The sequence below is a fragment of the Pseudoalteromonas sp. APC 3893 genome, from assembly GCF_030408095.1.
Lineage (GTDB): Bacteria > Pseudomonadota > Gammaproteobacteria > Enterobacterales > Alteromonadaceae > Pseudoalteromonas.
This window is the reverse complement of record NZ_JASDCD010000001.1, coordinates 528,232-548,364: the sequence shown is the minus strand read 5'-3', so window position 1 is coordinate 548,364 and position 20,133 is coordinate 528,232. Positions and strand designations below refer to the sequence as shown.

Below are 20,133 nucleotides of genomic sequence, written 5' to 3'. Positions count from 1 at the left end.
GGGCTTTGGACAACACAACAAAATATCAACCAACTAACATATTAACTGAGTTGGTATACTTAGCATTTAATTCCCTGGGCAGGTCATCATGGCATCTGTAGCGCTGTGGGGCACATAATTAACATTCGCGATGGAAATAGCCGCATCAGCGTCTGTTTGTAAAGAGAAAGGGCTCGTTACTCTGGCAAAATCAAGCCCTTTTTCGGCAAAACAATTTAGATCAATAGTAAGAGTTTGCCAGCTGTTTAACTCTGCGCTCTGCAGTTGATTACTAATATCAACACGCGCGCCGCAGCCATGCTCACAGGTCATGGCAATATAAAACGCAGAACTTGGTAACTGGCTGATTTTGTATTCAAAACTTAGCGCTGAGTTGGCCTCAACATAAGCGACCTTATCTTCCGTAAAGTTACTGTTGATTTCAGCTGTCGCTAAACCTGAACCTGTAAATACAAATGACATCGCATCTTCTTGAATATCTTTATCTTCTGTTCGGTATTCAACCCCATCAAACTTCACACTATTACTTGTCACTTGCTGTTGTTGGTCTGCTGATTTTATAAATAATCGCCATGGATTAATCAATGCACCATTAAAAATGGCTAGGGGCGCTAAATTATCAATACTCACACCTGAATCTTCATTTAAGTCATCAGCCAACGTATTGCCATCACCATAACTTAAGCCAAAGCCATACGGCAGTAATGGTGAATAGTCATCATCGCCTCTATTGACTGTCGTTTGCAGCGGTGTATTTGGCCATGAAAACGATAACTTACCTTTAAAATCATGCTGTATACCACCTTCAGCGTTTGTAAGCAGCACATCAGCAATACCTTCTCCTTGCGTACCAGGCAACCAAGCCGCAACAAAGGCATCTGATGCATTTAATTCAGCATTAACCCACATTGGGCGGCCAGATATAAATACTGACACAACAGGGATACCCTGTGATTTAAGTTGCTTTAATAACGCCAATGACTTTTTATTATTGCGTTCAAATTCTAGGTTGTCTCTATCGCCATGCCCTTCTGCATAAGGCTCTTCGCCAAAGACAACAATTGCCACGTCTGGTTTTTTATCGTATTCACCTTGCGCACTTAGTGTTGCCGTACCACCAGCAGCGGTTATTTGCGCCTCTAAGCCAGCGTAAATTGATGTCGCACCGGGAAAATCCGCATTTTCATTATTGGTGCCTTGCCACGTAATACTCCAACCACCTGACTGTTTACCAATGTTGTCTGCACCATCACCCGCCACTAAAACATGTGAATTGGCAGAAAGCGGTAAAATATTGTTTTTATTTTTCAGTAATACCAATGATTCTCGTACTGCTTGGCGAGCAATATCACGGTGCGCTTGCGCACCAATCAACTGCGTTTTACCCGAAAATTGACGTTTCGCGGGACTTGGCTTTTCAAATAAACCCGCTCTGAGTTTCACTCTTAAAATACGAGAAACGGCATCATCAATACGATTCATGGCTATCTCACCCGATTTAACCTGTGCAATTGTATTTTCGTACAAAGGTTTCCAAGCATCTGTTGGCACCATAAAGATATCAAGCCCAGCATTCACCGCTTGCGGGCAGCTTTCATTGCTACAACCTGCCACTTGTCCATGACCGTTCCAGTCACCTACAACAAAGCCATCAAAGCCCATTTTTGTTTTCAGTACATCCGTGAGCAGGTATTTATTACCGTGATTTTTCTTGCCGTGCCAGCTATTAAACGATGCCATCACCGATTGACTACCAGCGCTCAAACCACCTACATAGCCTTGCGCATGGATATCAAATAACACCTTTTCAGAGTCAATATTATTACCCTGATCATCGCCAGTCACAGTGCCGCCATCACCTAAAAAGTGTTTTACTGTACTCACAACGCGACTATCACTTAAAAAGTCGCCATCAGCATGGCCTTGTAAACCATTTACGATAGCTGCAGCATACTCACGAACAATTTCAGGATCTTCAGAATACCCTTCATAGGTGCGGCCCCACCTGTCATCACGTACCACGGCTACGGTTGGCGCAAACACCCAATCAATGCCTGTTACCATTACTTCAATAGCGGTTGCTGCAGCAATTTTTTCAATTAGATCAGGATTATTTGCAGCGCCTAATCCTATATTGTGAGGGAACAACGTGGCACCAATAACATTATTATGCCCGTGTACGGCATCAGTGCCCCACATCGTAGGGATCGCGCTGCCATCTAACGAATCATCCACCGATGCTTGATACATTGCCTCAGCAAGGGCTATCCAATCTTGTGGTGTTGCGTGTTTATTCGCATTAGGAAACGATCCCCCGCCATTCAAATATGAACCAAAGCCATATTTACGCATATCTTCCACGCTAATATCACGGATTTCAGGTTGAATCATTTGTGCTACTTTTTGTTCAAGTGTCATCGATTCAAGGTAATCTTTGATTTTCGCTTCAAGTTTAGGATCTTGCTTGACTGAATACTCAAGCTTGGGCCATATATCTAGATTATTCGTGGGCGCTTCAACCTGCTGTGAAGATTGAGTCGTCTCGGTTTGTTTATCAATATCATCTTTTGCGCAGCCTGTAAGAATCGCCAAGCTTGTTAATAAGCTAAGCGCAGGCAACTTAGTTGTGTGTAAGTGTTTTATCATTTTTGTCTCTACCCTATGTCACTTGTTGTTTATAAAACGAGGGCTGACCCATTTATTCACCCCAGTGTGGTTTTACTCTTAGCATTTCAGCAAGTATTTATTGTTATCTAAATTTAACTATTGACCTGCCAAGAAATAGTCACTAACCTGAATATGGAAGCGCTTCCCTAAATCACATTAAATACCATAGCAGAGCATTAATCAAATTAATTATGGAAGCGCTTTCACAGAATGACAAATTTGAATTAAAGAAATACGTTTATCGACCGTATCAGCAAGCAGAGGTTTTCTATTAATGAAACAACTATCATTACCCGCTAACTCACCGCTTCTTAGCAAAGAGTTTACTTTTGGTGTTGCCACAGCATCATTTCAAATTGAGGGCGGTGCAGACGACCGACTTCCATGCATTTGGGATACCTTTTGCGCAACACCAGGTAAAATTGCCGATAATTCCGACGGGCTTGTTGCTTGCGATCACTATAATAATTGGCCTAATGACATCGCACTAATCGACTCATTAGGCGTAGATGCCTATCGTTTATCAATATCTTGGCCTAGGGTAATGACAGCGGATGGTCATTTAAATCCGGTAGGCGTTAAATTTTATACCGATATTTTAGATGAGCTTAAACGTAGAAACATTAAAGCATTTGTTACGCTCTACCATTGGGATTTACCACAATACCTAGAAGATGATGGAGGGTGGTTAAATCGCAACACAGCTTATGAATATGCAAAATACGCCGATTTAATCAGTACGGCCTTTGGCGAGCGTGTTCACTCATACGCAACATTAAACGAACCGTTTTGTAGCTCATACCTAGGTTACGAAATTGGAGTACATGCGCCAGGTATTGTGGGTCGTGAATATGGTCGCAAAGCGGCGCATCACTTATTATTAGGCCATGGTTTAGCGATGCAAGTACTGGCCAAAAATTGTCCTAACGCTTTAAATGGCATCGTGCTTAATTTTACTCCTTGCTACCCAGTGAGTCAGTCTGATGCGGATTTACAAGCCACAGCCTTTGCTGATGATTACATAAACCAATGGTATATACGCCCTGTGATGGAAGGTAAATACCCTGACATAATCAATCAACTCCCTCCTGAGCAGCGCCCTGACATTCAGCCAGGAGATATGGAAATTATCGCTCAGCCTTTAGATTATTTAGGGGTTAATTTTTATACCCGTTTGCATTACCAAGCAAGTGACACTGATTTTTATCATGAGCTACCCCATCAAGGCCCATTAACTGATATCGGTTGGGAAATTTACCCGCAAGCATTAACGGACTTACTAGTCTCATTAAATGAAAAATATACCTTGCCGCCTATTTATATTACCGAGAATGGTGCAGCTATGGCTGATACGATACAAAACGGTGAGGTGAACGATGCAGATCGGATAAATTACTATCAAGGCCATCTCAATGCGCTGCATAATGCAACCGAGCAAGGTGTGGTTGTCGACGGTTATTTTGCTTGGAGCCTAATGGACAATTTTGAATGGGCTGAAGGCTACTTAAAACGTTTTGGTATTGTTTACGTTGATTATCAAACTCAACAACGTACAGTAAAAGCCAGTGGTCTTGCGTATAGTAAATTAATTACTAGCAGATAACCCCTTTTATCAAGCGGCCTGAATTTTTCACAAACTAGGCCGCCAATTTAAACAACAATAAGAAACACACACAGTGAATAAAATCCCTTTATATGAAAAAATAGGCTATGCCATGGGCGATGCCGGCGCTAACTTAGTCTGGCGTGGTGCACTTGCCTATCTTGCCGTATTTTATACCGACACCTTTGGTATCTCAGCCGCCGCAGCTGCTATGTTATTTTTGGTAGTAAGACTCTCTGATGGTGTTACCGATATAATTATGGGTATGATTGCAGATCGCACCCACACCCGCTTTGGTAAGTTTAGACCATGGATTTTATGGTCAGCCCCATTTTTAGGCTTGTTTATGGTGCTGTGCTTTACCACACCTGACTTTAGTGAAACAAATAAGCTTATTTATGCCTACGTCACTTATATTGGTCTAACACTAGCATATACTGTAAGCAATGTGCCCTACTCAGCCTTAATGGGGGTCATGACTCCTGATGATACTGAGCGCACTAAGCTCTCGAGCTTCCGCTTTGCTGGCGCTTTTGCCGGTGGCTTGTTAGTAATGGGCTTCTTGCCTGAGTTAGTTGCTTATTTTGGTGCTGGCGATAATGCCAAAGGCTACCAATTCACCATGTATTTATTCGCCGCACTACTCATTGCACTCATGGTAATCACCTTTGTCTCAACCAAAGAGCGAGTGATCCCCCACTCATCAAACGAAGGCAGTTTGAAAACAGAGTTAAAAGATCTGACTAAAAACCTCCCCTTTATTATTTTACCCCTGCTTGCAACCACCCTATTTTTTTATTATCGCGATATATACAGTGGCCTATTTTTCGTTATTGTTATGGCAGCAATGACTTATGTGATCAAAAAATTACTTAACAAAACGCAATCAAGCTTAACTGGCACACAGCAAGACATGGTTGACTTACTCACCAATAAACCTTGGTTAATATTACTCGGTATCGGCTTTTTAACCATGATGTTCAACGGCATCAAATACGGTGTGATTGCCTATTACTTTAAGTACCAAGTGGCGGATGAACTTATGGCGGGGCAATATTTTGTCGCCTTATTAGTGGTGTCTATTTTTGGTGCACTTGCTACAGGTAAGCTTGCTGAACTGCTTGGTAAGCGTAATTTGTTTATTATTTCGCTGGTATTAAGTGGGTTGTTAACAACCGCATTTTATTGGGTGCCCAGTGATAATATTGTTGCAATATTTACCTTTGGTTGTGCCGCGGAGTTTTTTGCAGCCATGATGCCCACACTGTTTTTCAGTATGCTAGGTGACTCAGCCGATTACTCTGAATGGAAAAACCATCGCCGCGCTACTGGGCTAATTTATTCAGCAGGCACATTTGTACAAAAAACCGGTGGTGGTTTTGCCGGCGCATTAGTGCTTGTTGTGTTAGCAGGTTATGGCTATAACGGAATGGATGAATCAACTATTAGCCAATCATTACCAGGTATGCAATTATTAATGAGTTGGATCCCCGCTGCATTTGCTTTTTTAGGTGCCGCCTTGATGTTAATTTATCCGCTTACCTCAGTAATGACACAAAAAATTACAGAAGACTTGGCAATTCGGCGCGGTAATGTGTAAATTACGGGACACACACAATACTGCTTTATAAAGCATTATATAAAACAACGCATTAGAGTTAGGAAAACAATGGCGACAATTTATCAGGTATCAGAGCTTGCAGGCGTATCCCTGTCCACTGTGTCCAGAGTTATGAACAATAATGACTATGTTAGTAAAAAGACCAAAAAAAAAGTAATGGAAGCAATGCAAGAGCTTGGTTATCAACCAAGCTCGATTGCCCGTTCACTCGCCTCAAGTAGAACCAGCAGCGTTGGCATTTTAGTCTCAGAGCTTGACGGTCCCTTTTTCGGCCAGATGATGTCAGCGATTGAAGAACAACTTCGCGCTGCAGGTAAGCACGTCATTATTACGCCCGGACACAGTGACGAAAGCAAAGAAAAAAGTGGTTTTGAGTTTTTAATCAGTCGTAATTGTGACGCCATTATTGCCCATGTTGAAGCGGTATCAAACGAGTATTTAATTGGGCTTAGTAAAGGTAAAACCCCAATCTACTTAATGAGTCGTTACGTCGAAGAAATCAAAGATAACTGCATCAGTTTAGACAATGAAATGGGTGGTTACCTTGCGACTAAAACAATGATCACTAAAGGTCATACTAACATTGCCTATATCGCTGGACCACAATTCAAACCCGATGCATCAGACCGTTTTAAAGGCCATAAGCGAGCACTCGCTGAGTTTGATTTAACTTTTAACGAAAACTTATTTTACATCGGTGATTTTAAAGAAACCGGTGGTAATGATGGTTTGAAGCACTTTATTGATAATAAAGCCACATTTACTGCTTTAGTCTGCGCTAATGATGAAATGGCTTCTGGTGCAATGAAGTATGCTCGCGAACACGGGTTTAATCTCCCTAGAGACTTAGCCATTATGGGTTACGATAACGTGATATTCACCAATTACTTATACCCAACATTAACCACTATCAACAACCCAGTGCCAGAGATGGGGAAAATGGCTGCTAATTTAGTATTGAAAGATATATACAAGCACACAGGTATAACAATAAATCACGTGTTCCAACCTAATTTAATACTTAGAGATTCAACACCAAGCATTAAATAGTAATAAATTAATTGAGTTTAAGTTCGTTTAACTCATTGCACACCCAACGAGCATCAAGGTATTGCTCTAAGTGATTTTGCGCAAATTGTAAAAAACTACGTGCTGCATGAGATATATGACGGTCAGTACGCACAACAAAGTACCAATGGCTCGCAAGCTGTGTATCTTTTACTTTTAGAACTTTAAAGCCATGCTCCCCTTGCGGCAATACGTGACGAGAAAGCACCCCAACTCCCATCCCTGACGAAACCGCAACACGTATTGCTTCATTACTGGCCATTTGAACACTGTTGCTGAGCACGAACCCTCTCGTTTGCAACTCACTTTCAAATAACATGCGGGTCGCTGATCCTGGTTCACGTAATAAGAAACGGTACCTCGTAAGTTGATCTAAACTAATATCTGTAGCATTTACTAAGGGGTGATCAAAGGGCACAATAAACTCAAGCGGGTTTTGTAAAAACCGCGCCGCTTGAGCATGTTCAAGTGATGGTGGGTGGCTGAATACATAAATATCATCTTCCCCTCGTTCAAATCGAGCAAGCACTTCAGCTCTATTACCAATCTCTAGTGGCAATTCAACGTGAGGATGCAAGTTACTATAAGGGCCCAGTAGTTTAGGCAAAATATATTGTGCCGTATTCACCATGGCGATTTTACAGCGCCCTCGTTCACCGCCTCGAAGTTCAGTTAAAAAATCTTTATAATCATCAAACTGACCAAAAACTTGCTGACACGTTTTAAACAGTTCAAGGCCGGCCTCGGTTACGACTAACTTTTGTTGCTGCATAAGAACTAATGGTTCACCAACAGCTTCTTGCAACCGTTTCATTTGTAGTGACACCGTAGGCTGAGTTAAATGCAGACTGCGAGCGGTTTCACTAATAGAGCCCGTTTTTACTACACTCATAAATACTTCTAGCAGCCGAAAAGAAATATGTCTTAAATCCATCGTTATCTAAACACCTCTAGTATTAATTGGCACATAGATAATAATCTATAACTAATTATCAATCATTTTATTATATACAATGCATGATTTTATCTACAATAGCGAGACTTTAAATTAAAAGGGGAAAGGTGTGCCTGATATTGTTGTAATGTTTTTTGTTTTGGGTTTAGTTGCGGGGGTTTTACGTTCTGATCTTGTTATTCCAAAAGCAACTTACGACACCTTAAGTTTGCTATTAATGCTGACCATCGGCTTAAAAGGCGGCATGGTATTACACGGTAATTTAAGCTGGCAGTTGCTACCAGAAATGGGCTCAGTAATGTTGTTGGGAGCACTTATTCCGCTGATGCTCTACCCCGTTTTAAAATACCTTATTAGACTTTCTGTCGCTAATAGCGCAAGTATTGCAGCCCATTACGGCTCGGTCAGCGCGGGGACATTTGCGGTAGCACTGGCCTATGCAGAATCATCACAGTTAGTGGTTGGTGCCGAAGTAACGCTTTATTTAGTAATGCTGGAGTTGCCTGCCATTATTGTCGGCCTATTGCTATACCGACGACTTGATAAAGAAAACAGCGGAGCACACACGCTGCCATTAAATGCACTTTGGCATGAAACTCTTACCAATAAAAGCATTATCCTTTTAGTGGGAGGCGTGATCATCGGCATGCTGTACGGCACGCAGCTAGGTAGCCAAGTCACCAGCCTATTAACCAGCAGCTTTAAGGTTGTGTTGGCTTTATTTTTATTAGAAATGGGCTTAACAGCGGCCAAAACACTGCGCCCTATTCCATGGCACCACTGGCGTGTTGCTTTATTCGCGTTAATTTCACCACTGTTTTTAGGTGTCATTGGTGTGACAGTTGGAACAATGTTAAATCTTGAGCTAGGCTCTGTGGTTGTATTAGCAAGTTTAGTGGCGAGTGCCTCCTATATTGCTGCCCCTGCGGCTATCAAAGCCGCAATCCCTAAAGCAGACATCGGCCTTGCTATGCTTAGCTCTTTAGGAATAACCTTTGCCTTTAACGTCACCATCGGAATTGGCCTGTATCACCAACTAGCCGTTGCAATGCAATAAAATACATTCTAAACGCAAAAAACCACGTAGTAGTAACTAACGTGGTTTTTAAGAATGCTTTAGAGTGTATTAATCAATAAATACTTATAAAGATAAGTCTTCTTTAGCACGTGTGAGGTTATGAGACACTAAGATGTTATTTGAAATCTGTGTTGCTTCATATAAATCAGCCAAACCCGCTGTATTATTTTTTGATTTGATACGTGATATACCACGGTTGCTTAAAGCGAATGATGTCAGCTCGCGTACTTTGAGTTTACGCCCTTTTGTCACTTTTAATAACTCAATTGCTTTTGTGCAAATGGCTTCAGCTTCTGCATAGTTTTTTGACTTAACATTTAATGCACAACCATTGAATGACTCTTCTAGTTGCTGTGGCGCTGTTGCCTGCTCAATAACCATTAACTTATAGTCACTACCGCCAGCCATAGCCGCTGCTGAGCAAGTTAGTAATGAGCCAAGTGCGATGGTTTTGATTAGTGTAAGTTTCATGATTATATTCCTATTAAGTTACGTCGTCTTTGTTGCCGACAACTGAACTTTAAGCGCTTCTAACAATTTCAACAAACGATAAAAACAAACCCAATAGATGAAGAAATTTAATCTATAGACTTTAGTCTTAAAAACGTTAATTTTCGTGCTGTAAGTACAAACACAGATATATTTGGCGAGTAGAAAATCAATTAACTAAAAAAGCCCTTAACGGCGGGTTGAATTAAGGGCTTGGGAACTAAGTTTAACGTTATTGGCTTTAGACGATACCGTGAAGCTCCTTCCAATTTCCTGGGTGCACTACATAACCAAATAGTGCATAGCCACCGTAAACCAATTCTGTCCCTTCGGGTATCCAAAGCATTTGACCCGGATATACATGATGGGTTTCGCCATCTGCAGTGAGCTCAAAACAACCTTCAATAACAAAGATAACCTCATCGTAGAGCACAGTCCATGCGACCTCTGCGCCCTCCCATTTAGCAAAGCCGACACCGATATTAGGTGATATTTCAGTGCTCAGCGCGCGCGCGACATAAGCCATACCTGGGTTATCACCACGTACATTGAAATTAAGTAGTTTGCTGTCAACTAATTTTACCTGTTTCATATTTCACTCCTGCTTTGCCATTTCGCCAGCGTGATCCGGCTTTTTACCCCTAAACCTAAAAATGGTTCTGGTGGGTTTAAGCTCGGCATGCCGGTTACTTTTTGTATATCACTCAACGCATTTGACGTTGCGCCGACGACGTAATCAGCCAGTAAACTACCTGATACTGTTCCCCAAGCGACACCCACACCGTTATCACAAGCACTGGCGTAGACCCCATCATCGAGTTCGCCAAAAAAATTGGTGAAATTTCGTGAAATAGCATAGCTCCCTCCCCACGTATGTGTGAAAGGTACATGAGCTAATTGGGGATACCTAGCTAGAAAGGCTCTGCGATGTTCGCTCTGAATGTCTGCACGCACCTTGTCGTTAATACTCTTGCCATATTTCGTAACGTGTTTATAGGTATTACGAATTAAAATGCGTCGATCAGCGGTCATTCTCAAAGTTGTGCCAGCATGGTCAGCAGGTGTGAGCCCCCAATCAAGCGTCCCGCTGAAGTGGTGCATTTCATAATCGGTTAATGGTCGGGTCCAGCTCGCAAAGGTCATCACGGGTAATAGCCGGTTCTTTAAAAAACCAAACTCGCGGGTGAAAATACTGGTGCCTAATAACAGCTTTGCTGTTTTAATACTGCCATTTTTTCCGTGTAACTGCCAAGCTCCCTGTTCTTTTGTTAAACGTTGAATAGGCGAATTTTCAAGTACTTCAACATTGCTTGGTAGACTCGCTGCAAGCCCACAAGCCAACGCAGCAGGTTGAACTAAATAACCACCGGGGGTATAAATAGCACGGCTGTAGTAATCTGTGCCCAGTACTTTAGCTAGTTGATTACTATCAACATGTTCAAATGGCTCACCTAGATCTGTCATTAAATGCTCAAAATGATCTAAATAAGCTTCACCCCGCGGCCCTACTGCGCCTTGATATTTTCCGGCGGCGGACCATTGACAATCAATATTGTGTTTATCAATTAAAGATGACAGCTGCTTAATTGCAGCACGATTTAACGACAATAGCCTTTGTTTATGGGCAGGATCTGGATGCTCTAATGAAAATTTATGCGGCAAATCGATTACAAATCCAGAATTGCGCCCTGATGCGCCTTGGCCAACTTGTTGCGCATCAATTAGCACAATACGAGCATTGGGTTCAAGTTCAGCCAAACGTCTTGCCATTGCAAGACCTGCGAACCCAGCCCCTAAAACAACATAATCGGCACTTTGAGCGCCCTTTAAGCTCGGCTTTTCAACTTGAGGTGTTAGCGCGTGATACCAGCCGCAAGTATTATCATCATGTGGTAGATTAATCATTTGCTACTCCGTTACAACATGTGTTGGTAAATCAATCTGTCCAAGCCAATAATTGCGTGTCGATTGCACCTGTTTACCCAATAAAGCAAAACCTAATACTTTACCCTCTGCACAGTTAAACACGGCAGTAAACTCTTCTTCTTGCTGCGTAATATGCCATTGTCCTTGTGTTTGCGCTGCAACGGGGTAAATTGATAAAGGCATGATAGGTGTTTTCACTAACACAGGTGACGCGACAAACTCAGCTTTTTCAAATTTACCTAATAAGCTATTAACCAACGCTGGAAGCATTTGATTAATTGGTGCTATATAAGGTTGCCAACCTTGTGATGTTTGAGCACAATCTCCTAAAGAAAAAATAGCTTCATCGCTGGTTTGGCCATAATCATTCACAATTATGCCTCGCTCAACATCAAGCCCTGCTTGCTCTGCTAAGTATGTGTTGGGCTTTAAACCGACCGCAGACAGTACAATATCAACCTCAAGTTCTTCGCCACTGCTTAGCTTAACGATTGAACCCGAATCATTATTTGGCTCTATATGGCTAATACTATTTTGAAGAAACCATTGAACACCTAACTCTGACAGCTTTTGTTGTAAAGCTTCACCTAAAACACGTGGGATCAAGCGTGACATAGGCCATTGACCTAATCCAATAACAGAAACTTGGTAGCCACTAGCAATTAAATCATTAGCAAACTCACAACCAATTAAACCATCCCCTAAAATTGCAACGCGTTTTTTTTGACCAAGGTGGCGTGTAAATCGATCATGATCCATCAAGTCATTGACGCTAAATACGTGACTGCAATCACCTGAAATAGGTACTTCGATGGCTGTTGCCCCAGTAGCGATCACTAAACGCCCATACTGGTATGTGCCAATACTTGTCAAGAGGGTTTTCGTTTCACGGTTTATGTGTTCAACACGCGTAAAAGGATAAACACGAATATTGAGTCTACTTTCCCAATCAAGGGCCATTTCGATTTGTAAGTCTGCTGTTTTCTTAGCTTGTGCAAATGAGTTAGACAACGCAGGCTTACTGTATAAAGCAGCATCATCAGCTGTAAATACTGTAATATCGACTGTTTTTGATTGTCTACGTAATGCAGCTGCGACTTGATAACCACTGTGACCACTGCCAACAATAACGATAGGTGCGCTCAGTGGTGCTATATCGTCAGGTTCAGCCGCAATAGCTTGGGCTGATACAAGCGTATTTTCATCGTCGCTTAACTCCATCATTTCAAAATCAGCTTTACCAACAAGGCAATCAGGGCATACCCAATCCTCAGGTACATCTTCCCAGCGAGTGCCTGGTAAAATTCCATCTGCAGGCCAGCCTTCAGCTTCATCGTAGATCAGACCACAAATAATACAAAGCCACTTTTTCATTTTTCTAATCCTACTGATTGAGCTCAAAATGACCTACTCACTGTATATAAATGTAAGCATACACAGGTCATTTTAAGCTAATATAATTACCCTAAAACTATAAACGAACGGCTATATTGCGTGTTTGTACATAGCTATAAATTGCTTCTTGGCCTTTTTCTCGGCCAAAACCAGACAAGCCAACGCCACCAAATGGTGTTTCAATCCCTCCAGCAAACCATTCATTAATAAAGACCTGTCCACCACGTAGCTGTTGCGCAATTTGCAGAGTCGGATTCAACCTTTCACCAAATACACCGGCAACTAAACCAAATTCAGTGCCATTTGCAATGGCAACAGCGTGTTGTTCATCTTCAAAAGGCATCACAACTAACACAGGGCCAAACACCTCTTGTTGAGCAATCGACATATCAGCTGTCGCTTCAATCACTGTTGGGGCGACGAAATAGCCGGGTAAATCAGGTGCAAAACCACCTGTGAGTATATTTGCACCTTCTTCCTTTGCTTGTTCGATCATCGCTAATACACTGGTTTGTTGTTCTTTAGAAACCACGGGCGTTAAATCAACTTGGTGTTCACCTGAGCCAATCACTAAGCTTTGTGCCATTGCAACCACAGCATCTTTTATTTCTTGATATCGTGATTGATGGATTAAAAGACGTGACATAGCTGAGCAAACTTGCCCTGCGTTAAAGAAAATTCCAGCGCGCACACTGTTAATAACCTTATGAATGTCTGCATCATCGAGAGCTATAGCTGCGGACTTCCCGCCTAACTCCATGACTGAAGGAGTAGCTCGTGCAGCGGCATCTTTTAATATTCGCTGACCGGTAGGAACTGAGCCTGTAAAAACAATCTGATTTACATCTTTATGCGAAACTAAGTGGCTGCCGACAGTGGAACCTTTACCACACAGTAAGTTAATAGCCCCTTTAGGAAAGCCTGCTGTTTGCAGCGCTTTTATTAAGTACACCATACCAATGGGAGATATTTCGGGTGACTTAATCACCACGGCATTTCCTGCTGCCAATGCCGGAGCTAAAGAACGTGCACAAATTGATACGGGGAAATTCCATGGAACAATTTGTACCGACACGCCCATTGGCACGTATTGTGTAAAATCAATATAGTTTTTACCTAAAGGGATAGATGTGCCTTCAAGTTTATCGGCCATCCCGCCGTAATACTCAAAATAACGAGCAGCCTCTAAAAATTCATCTTTAGCATCAATAATTGATTTGCCATTTTCACGGCAAAGAACTAAAGCTCCTTCATCCGCTATATCTCTAATTGCTTTTGCAGCATTGAGCATCCATGTAGTGCGAATAGCCGGGCGTACCTGAGAAAGTTCACCACCTAGTACACATAGGCTTGCTGCTTGCATTGCGTTATCGGCATCTTTTACTGTGGCACTTGCTATCGTGGCATATGCCATGGTCGAAGCAGGATTCATAACCGTGAGATACTGCTCAGCATCAACCCACTGGCCATTGATATAGTTTAAATAGTGCTTCATTTAAGCCTCCGATACTGATTTAACTTGCTGCGCTAACCAAGTTTGGAAAAAATGGGTTGGCGTATCCATTTCAGGTGAAAATGCACCACCACCAAATCCCGGTGAATAACGACCTTGCTGCATTCCCTCAACAGCGCCGATATCTTCACCAAACACCACACGCCAAGATTCAAGTGTTGCAGTACGACACGCAGCATATTCATCTTTAATTGCTTCATCGGTGATATAAAATACACGTAGCCGCTCAATCGTTTTGTCAGTGCTAATTGGGTCAATCATCATGGCAAATGCATGATCGGCTTGAATGCCAATTAATACATTTGGAAACAACGCAATGTATTCGGCATGGCGTAGTTTATCTTCTGGCCAGCTAGGAAATTTAGGAAGGTGTGTCCCTGCAGTATCGGATAAATTATATTTGTAGCTTCCTTGGCCAGAAAAACGTTCATCAAACATAATATTGTAATGATCTTCAAGCTTCGAATAAGTGTTCAATGCAGGGTGAACCCAAGGTAAGTGATAGGCTTCACAAAAGTTCTCTATGGTTAGCTTCCAGTTACTTTTAACTTCAATTTCGAGATGACCGCCCATATTCGCTCTGCGTAATAAACTAAGCCCATCATCGCCTAAAAATTCATGCCAACGCTTTTGAAGAGGCGCAATGTGTTGCTCAAAACTTGGCGCATCAGCAGATAGATTGACGAATACCATATCCATCCATATAGCTGAACGCAGTGGTTTTAACCCATGTTGCTCACATTTAAAACGATCGTCCTTATGTTTGCCTATACCTCCCACATGAGGTGTGCCTTTTAGACTGCCATTTAAATCATAAGTCCAAGAGTGATAAGGGCAGCGGATCATGCCTTGAACTTCACCCGCTTCGTGCACTAACTTCATTCCTCGGTGGCTACATACATTATGAAATACTTGCACATCACCTTGGCGGTTTTTCATCATCAATAAGGGCAAGTCCATAAAATCAATAGGTACAACATACCCATTTTTTATTAAATCAGATGCAAAACCGATACACACCCAAGTGTTACTAAAGACGTGGTCACGCTCAAATTTAAAATATTCTGGGTTTGTATAAGCTTCATTAGGCATACCCGTTGCTTCATGGATAGGGTTTAGTACTTGGTCAATTTGTTGAATAGGAATAATTGTTTGTTTTGCAATGCTCATTGTTGTATCTCCAAGTGTGGAAGTGACGGTACATACAATTGCAGAAACACCATGGCTTTCTTTAAACGTTAGATACAACCCAACTTCAAATAAGCCTCTTCAGCGCAACTACATTTTGTTATCAATTGAGTTGATTTTGATTAACAAAAACGCACTAAACAAACGATTAATTAGCCTCCTACCTATGAGTTTTTATCATGCATTACTATTTCAAATATTTTCCGAAGCAAACATTGCCATACACTCACATAACCAAAACTCATGAATCAATGAGAATTAATCATTTGTAAAATACTGGTTAATTTTTTAGTTTCTTAAAACTTATTCAACAACAAGAAAAACAACATCGGGGCACACACATGAAAAAATCCGTCATTAGAGCTAAGTCGGGGGTACTCAAAGGACTAAACCCCACGGTGACGATAGCGTCAAAAGTTATACTCATTGCGTTTATATTATTTATTGTGATACTTGCAAATAAAGCGGGGCAATATTTCGAAACTTTATCTACCTTTCTACTTTACAATATGAAGTGGTTTTCTATCGGCTTGGTCACTTTAGTCGTTGGGTTTTTAGCTTACCTTATGGTCAGTCGTTATGGTCATATTAGGTTAAGTGAAAATGATGACGATAAGCCCGAGTTCAGTTTTTGGGCATGGATTGCCATGTTATTTTCAGGGGGAATGGGTATAGGGTTAGTTTTTTGGTCAGTCGCTGAGCCAATGTGGCACTATGCCTCTAATCCATTTACTAAGGGACTAACTGATGAGGCGGCTTCAATGTCTATGCAGCTCACCTTTTACCATTGGGGACTCCACCCATGGTCGTTATTTGTCATTGTTGCACTGGCACTTTCTTACTTTTCGTACCGTAAAGGCTTACCCTTTACATTTAGATCGATTTTATATCCTATTGTTGGCGAACGTATTTACGGACCTATTGGCCATATTGCAGATATTATTACCGTTGCAGTCACTGCATTTGGTATTGCCCAAACATTAAGTTTAGGTGTTATTCAGATTAACTCAGGATTAGGGCAAACTTTTGGTATTGAAGTGAGCTTAATGACCCAATCAATATTAATTATTACTTTGTGTACAATTGCTGTTGGCTCGGTGTTGTCAGGGGTTGGCCGTGGCATTCGGCTGTTATCTCAATGGAATATGTTACTGTCACTTTTATTAGTGTTAATTGTTCTAGCAATAGGCCCTACTCGGTATGTTCTTAATATTTTTATGGAAAGTACTGGTAACTACATGCAAAATCTGGTCAGTATGGGCCTATGGACCGACACTCAAAGTGATTCAGGTTGGCAAAGCTCTTGGACTGCTTTTTATTGGCCTTGGTGGATGACGTGGGCACCTTTTGTAGGGATGTTTATAGCGCGTATTTCCCGCGGGCGCACGATCAGAGAGCTCATTGGAGGTGCACTTGTTGCTCCAACAGTCATTGCCTTTATCTGGCTATCTGTTTTTGGTGGAAGTGCACTTAAAATGGAACAAAATGAGCGAGTTGCTCACCAACAGCAAACCGTAATAGCAGACTCAGAAGCTCAAATAGACACTGGCGAATTTACTGGCGGTCAAATATTAAATGCAACGAAGAAAGACAGTACGCGTGCATTATTCACTTTATTTGATAACTTAGATGGTGCGATCCTTGGTAAGTTATTAAGTGTACTTGCTTGCATTTTACTTGCAACTTACTTTATTACATCGGCTGATTCAGGAACTTTAATTTTATGTATCCTAGATGCAGCTGGCGATACTGAACCACCAAAATCAATTCGTATTTTATGGGGTATTGTTATCGCGTTAATTGCATGGGTTTTAATATACGCGGGTGGCCTACAGGCGATTAAATATGCGTCTATCATCATTGGCTTCCCTATTTCCATTTTTATATTAATGATGGGGGTTACGCTGTTTTACAGTATACGTCGTGAGCCAAAACCTTGGGCTATGCTGCCACAGCATGTTCATCCCTGTGAAGAGCAGCTAGATGGGCCTGTTGAGCATCTAAACCCCGCTCATAAAACAGAGTAACTTTAATTTTAATTCGTTATAAAAAAGCTCCCGCAGTATACGGGAGCTTACTCATATCATAAAATCAAATTAAGCCTGTATCACCAACCTCTATGGGTAATTGTGTTAGCAACCATTCCCTGAACAATTTAACACTTGCTGGGACACGCCCACCATTATTAGGCTCAAGCATTGAAAACTTAGAGTTTGTTGCCAGCACGTGTTCAATTGGACGTACCAGTACACCACTTTGTAAATATTCATCAACAAGTGATCCCCATGCCAAAGCAATGCCTTGACCATTAATGCACGCCTGCAACAGCATAGGGTAGTTATTTATATTGACTCGATTTTTTGGTTCAATAAAATCAAGATTTACGCCTGTAAACCATTCCTCCCAATTCACCCAACCCATTTGCATTTCATCTAAGTTTAAAATAGTTTTTGAAAATATCTCGCTTGCTGCTGTTGGGTTGCCAATTTTACTTAAATAGCCAGGACTACAGACTGGAAATACTTCCTCACTAAATAAGGGGGTAACATTTACATCTAGAGGAGGCGTGCGACAGTAAAAAAGACCTATATCAGATTCTAACTTTGTTAAATCAACGATATTGTCAGAAGCAAGAATTCGTAAATCTATATCATCATGTAAATTTTGAAACTCCGCAACTTTGGGCAATAACCATAATGAGGCCATAGCATTAGTGGTTGCAACCGTTATTTTTTTATCTCCTTGCCACTTTTTAACCTGACCGGTTATGTCTGCTATGTCTAACAAAGAACGGTTTACTGTTTGATAGTATTGTAAGCCTGCCGGGGTTAGGTGAATGCTTCGGCTTGCTCTTGTGAACAAAGTCTTACCTAAATAATCTTCTAATTGACGAATCTGTCGACTAATCGCCCCCTGCGTAACATTTAGCTCTTGTGCTGCTAAAGTAAAACTAAGGTGGCGAGCTGACGCTTCAAATGCAACCAAACTATTTAACGGCGGTAACGGGTTTATTTTCATTGTGTTTCCTACTTACAACTATTTAAGGAACATGGAAGGTGCGGGTGGGTAATTACTTGAATAGATGCACAGGTGTGCAATACCTCAATTTAAATTATCAATTAGTCATACAGAGTGCAAATGTATTAACGATATATTTACACTCTTACTCCCAAACCACCCACCTTTTGAGATGGCTTGGGTAGAGTTACTTTCCTTAGAAATAGTAGCCAATATTAATGTTGAAGCGTTGTTCTACATCGTCACTATCACCGGCAATAGAGCCTCCAACAAAAGGCTGATTCTTCGCGTTTACAAAATCAAAGTAAGTAAAAAGTCCACCAGCAGCGACTGAAAACCCCGTCACATTCATCCAAGTATCTTCACTATTATCTGACTTGTCATAAATAATTCCATAGTCATTATAAAATTGTAGCCCCGTAACTGGCCCCCAGTCTACGACTAAACTATATGCTATATTCGCATTGGTTGTTGTCGCTTGCGCTGCAATACTATCGTAAAAAGAGTAAGCACCAACGGCCATGCGATTTGCATTTTCAATATCATAATCGTATTCACCGTGCTGAAGCTGAAAATTCCAAGGACCAATATGACTATTTAAGTGTAACGCCCAAGATTGATAGTCACCAGCTCGATCATTACCATCATGAAGGCCTCCACTTAAAGCTGAAAAACCAATTTCTGTTTTACCATTTTCATGTTCAACGTGATAACCATAACGTATTGACAAAGTATTATACTCTGCTATTTCGTCGATTGGCTCAGCATACACACCTTCATCAAGGGTTCTAAAACCAACCACATCATAGGAGTAGCGATCGCTGCGATTATCAACATAGCCATCTATTCCTCCTTGTTCATCATTTTTAAAAAAGCCAATATCAAGTTGCCAGTTATCCACTGCTTTACGCTTTAGAACGACTCCTAAATCATGATCATCCTCTAAACCGATATAATAATTGGTACTAAAAAAATAACTATGTGAATTATAGGGCCAATTGCCAAATGGTACTTTGGTAATGCCCGCTTGCATTTGCCATTTAGAACTAAAGTCATATGCAGCATAGGCATATTTAATTGCAGTCATATAGTCAAAAAAGCGAATTTCAGCATTGAGCTCTACATCACCTACCTCTCCTGAAAAGTTAAGTCTAAAAATATCAAAGTCAAAATCTCCCCCCCTGTCTTTTGCGTCATCATCATAGGAGACGTAACTATAATTAGTCCTTACAGCTCCGCCTATTTTTATACCTTCTGGCTTTGGCGCTTCAGTGCTATTTTGCCTTTCAACATTTTCTAGATGTTTACTTTGCATTGTTACTTTTGATAGTTTTTTTTGTAATAACTCAATTTGCTCATTTAAGTCAGCTAGTTGCTGGTCTACTGTATCTAGAGCTGTGGTAGCTTGCGCTTGATGCGTAAAGAAAAACACAGCACTCGCTAATACCGACGGTTTTATAAAAGTCATGAATACCCTTGTTGTTAATGTTGATATCGTGCATGGCCGGGTGTACATAGCACAAATAATTGAAGCTAAAAAGCAACAACAACCCTATTTATCGGCCATTAGCACCAACAGATACTGCTTAACAAATTAGTAACAAACAAACGA

General features: G+C 41.3%; 15 protein-coding genes and 1 pseudogene. 5 read left to right on the top strand and 11 right to left on the bottom strand.

What is annotated here, in order from left to right; translation table 11 throughout:
* Nucleotides 1-66: 66 nt before the first annotated feature.
* A complete protein-coding gene (locus QMA12_RS02505; protein ID WP_290208610.1) occupies nt 67-2,646 on the bottom strand; it encodes an exo 1,3/1,4-beta-D-glucan glucohydrolase in 2,580 nt (859 codons plus the stop codon).
* 295 nt (nt 2,647-2,941) lie between these two features.
* Between QMA12_RS02505 and QMA12_RS02500 the strand changes: the two genes are divergently transcribed.
* From QMA12_RS02500 to QMA12_RS02490, 3 genes are all read left to right on the top strand, one after another.
* Nucleotides 2,942-4,270 (top strand): GH1 family beta-glucosidase, encoded by a 1,329-nt coding sequence (locus QMA12_RS02500; protein ID WP_290208611.1) that lies wholly within the window; start codon nt 2,942-2,944, stop codon nt 4,268-4,270.
* A 73-nt stretch (nt 4,271-4,343) separates the two neighbouring features.
* On the top strand, nt 4,344-5,870 hold the full coding sequence (locus QMA12_RS02495; protein WP_290208612.1) for an MFS transporter: 1,527 nt from the start codon (nt 4,344-4,346) through the stop codon (nt 5,868-5,870).
* 69 nt (nt 5,871-5,939) lie between these two features.
* Nucleotides 5,940-6,941: a LacI family DNA-binding transcriptional regulator gene (locus tag QMA12_RS02490; protein WP_087534652.1), complete on the top strand. Its 1,002-nt coding sequence runs from the start codon at nt 5,940-5,942 to the stop codon at nt 6,939-6,941.
* A gap of 7 nt (nt 6,942-6,948) precedes the next feature.
* Here the strand turns inward: QMA12_RS02490 and QMA12_RS02485 are convergent, their stop codons facing one another.
* Nucleotides 6,949-7,893, bottom strand: a complete 945-nt coding sequence (locus QMA12_RS02485; RefSeq protein ID WP_087534653.1) for a LysR family transcriptional regulator — start codon at nt 7,891-7,893, stop codon at nt 6,949-6,951.
* Nucleotides 7,894-8,023: 130 nt separating this feature from the next.
* On the opposite strand from QMA12_RS02485, the gene QMA12_RS02480 reads away from it, so the two are divergent.
* Complete coding sequence (locus QMA12_RS02480) at nt 8,024-8,971, top strand: sodium-dependent bicarbonate transport family permease (protein WP_290208614.1); 948 nt, start codon at nt 8,024-8,026, stop codon at nt 8,969-8,971.
* An 84-nt stretch (nt 8,972-9,055) separates the two neighbouring features.
* On the opposite strand, the gene QMA12_RS02475 is transcribed toward QMA12_RS02480, so the two are convergent.
* The 7 genes and pseudogenes from QMA12_RS02475 to QMA12_RS02445 form a co-directional block, all read right to left on the bottom strand.
* A complete protein-coding gene (locus QMA12_RS02475; protein ID WP_290208615.1) occupies nt 9,056-9,463 on the bottom strand; it encodes a hypothetical protein in 408 nt (135 codons plus the stop codon).
* Between the two features lie 259 nt (nt 9,464-9,722).
* Nucleotides 9,723-10,073, bottom strand: coding sequence for a cupin domain-containing protein (locus tag QMA12_RS02470; protein ID WP_169021592.1), 351 nt, complete (start codon nt 10,071-10,073; stop codon nt 9,723-9,725).
* Nucleotides 10,070-11,386 (bottom strand): FAD-binding oxidoreductase, encoded by a 1,317-nt coding sequence (locus tag QMA12_RS02465; protein ID WP_290208616.1) that lies wholly within the window; start codon nt 11,384-11,386, stop codon nt 10,070-10,072. Before QMA12_RS02465 ends, QMA12_RS02470 begins: the two co-directional genes overlap by 4 nt.
* A 3-nt stretch (nt 11,387-11,389) precedes the next feature.
* On the bottom strand, nt 11,390-12,628 hold the full coding sequence (locus tag QMA12_RS02460; protein WP_290208835.1) for an FAD-dependent oxidoreductase: 1,239 nt from the start codon (nt 12,626-12,628) through the stop codon (nt 11,390-11,392).
* Nucleotides 12,617-12,781: pseudogene (locus QMA12_RS02455) on the bottom strand (rubredoxin); the annotation flags it as partial. The pseudogene QMA12_RS02455 and the gene QMA12_RS02460, both read right to left, overlap by 12 nt.
* A 97-nt stretch (nt 12,782-12,878) precedes the next feature.
* A complete protein-coding gene (locus QMA12_RS02450) occupies nt 12,879-14,297 on the bottom strand; it encodes an aldehyde dehydrogenase family protein (RefSeq protein WP_290208617.1) in 1,419 nt (472 codons plus the stop codon).
* Nucleotides 14,298-15,485, bottom strand: coding sequence for an aromatic ring-hydroxylating dioxygenase subunit alpha (locus QMA12_RS02445; protein ID WP_290208618.1), 1,188 nt, complete (start codon nt 15,483-15,485; stop codon nt 14,298-14,300).
* A 359-nt stretch (nt 15,486-15,844) separates the two neighbouring features.
* On the opposite strand from QMA12_RS02445, the gene QMA12_RS02440 reads away from it, so the two are divergent.
* Complete coding sequence (locus QMA12_RS02440) at nt 15,845-17,530, top strand: BCCT family transporter (RefSeq protein WP_290208619.1); 1,686 nt, start codon at nt 15,845-15,847, stop codon at nt 17,528-17,530.
* Nucleotides 17,531-17,594: 64 nt separating this feature from the next.
* Here the strand turns inward: QMA12_RS02440 and QMA12_RS02435 are convergent, their stop codons facing one another.
* On the bottom strand, nt 17,595-18,521 hold the full coding sequence (locus QMA12_RS02435) for a LysR substrate-binding domain-containing protein (protein WP_290208620.1): 927 nt from the start codon (nt 18,519-18,521) through the stop codon (nt 17,595-17,597).
* 196 nt (nt 18,522-18,717) lie between these two features.
* Nucleotides 18,718-19,989, bottom strand: coding sequence for a porin (locus tag QMA12_RS02430; RefSeq protein ID WP_290208621.1), 1,272 nt, complete (start codon nt 19,987-19,989; stop codon nt 18,718-18,720).
* Nucleotides 19,990-20,133 lie beyond the last annotated feature (144 nt).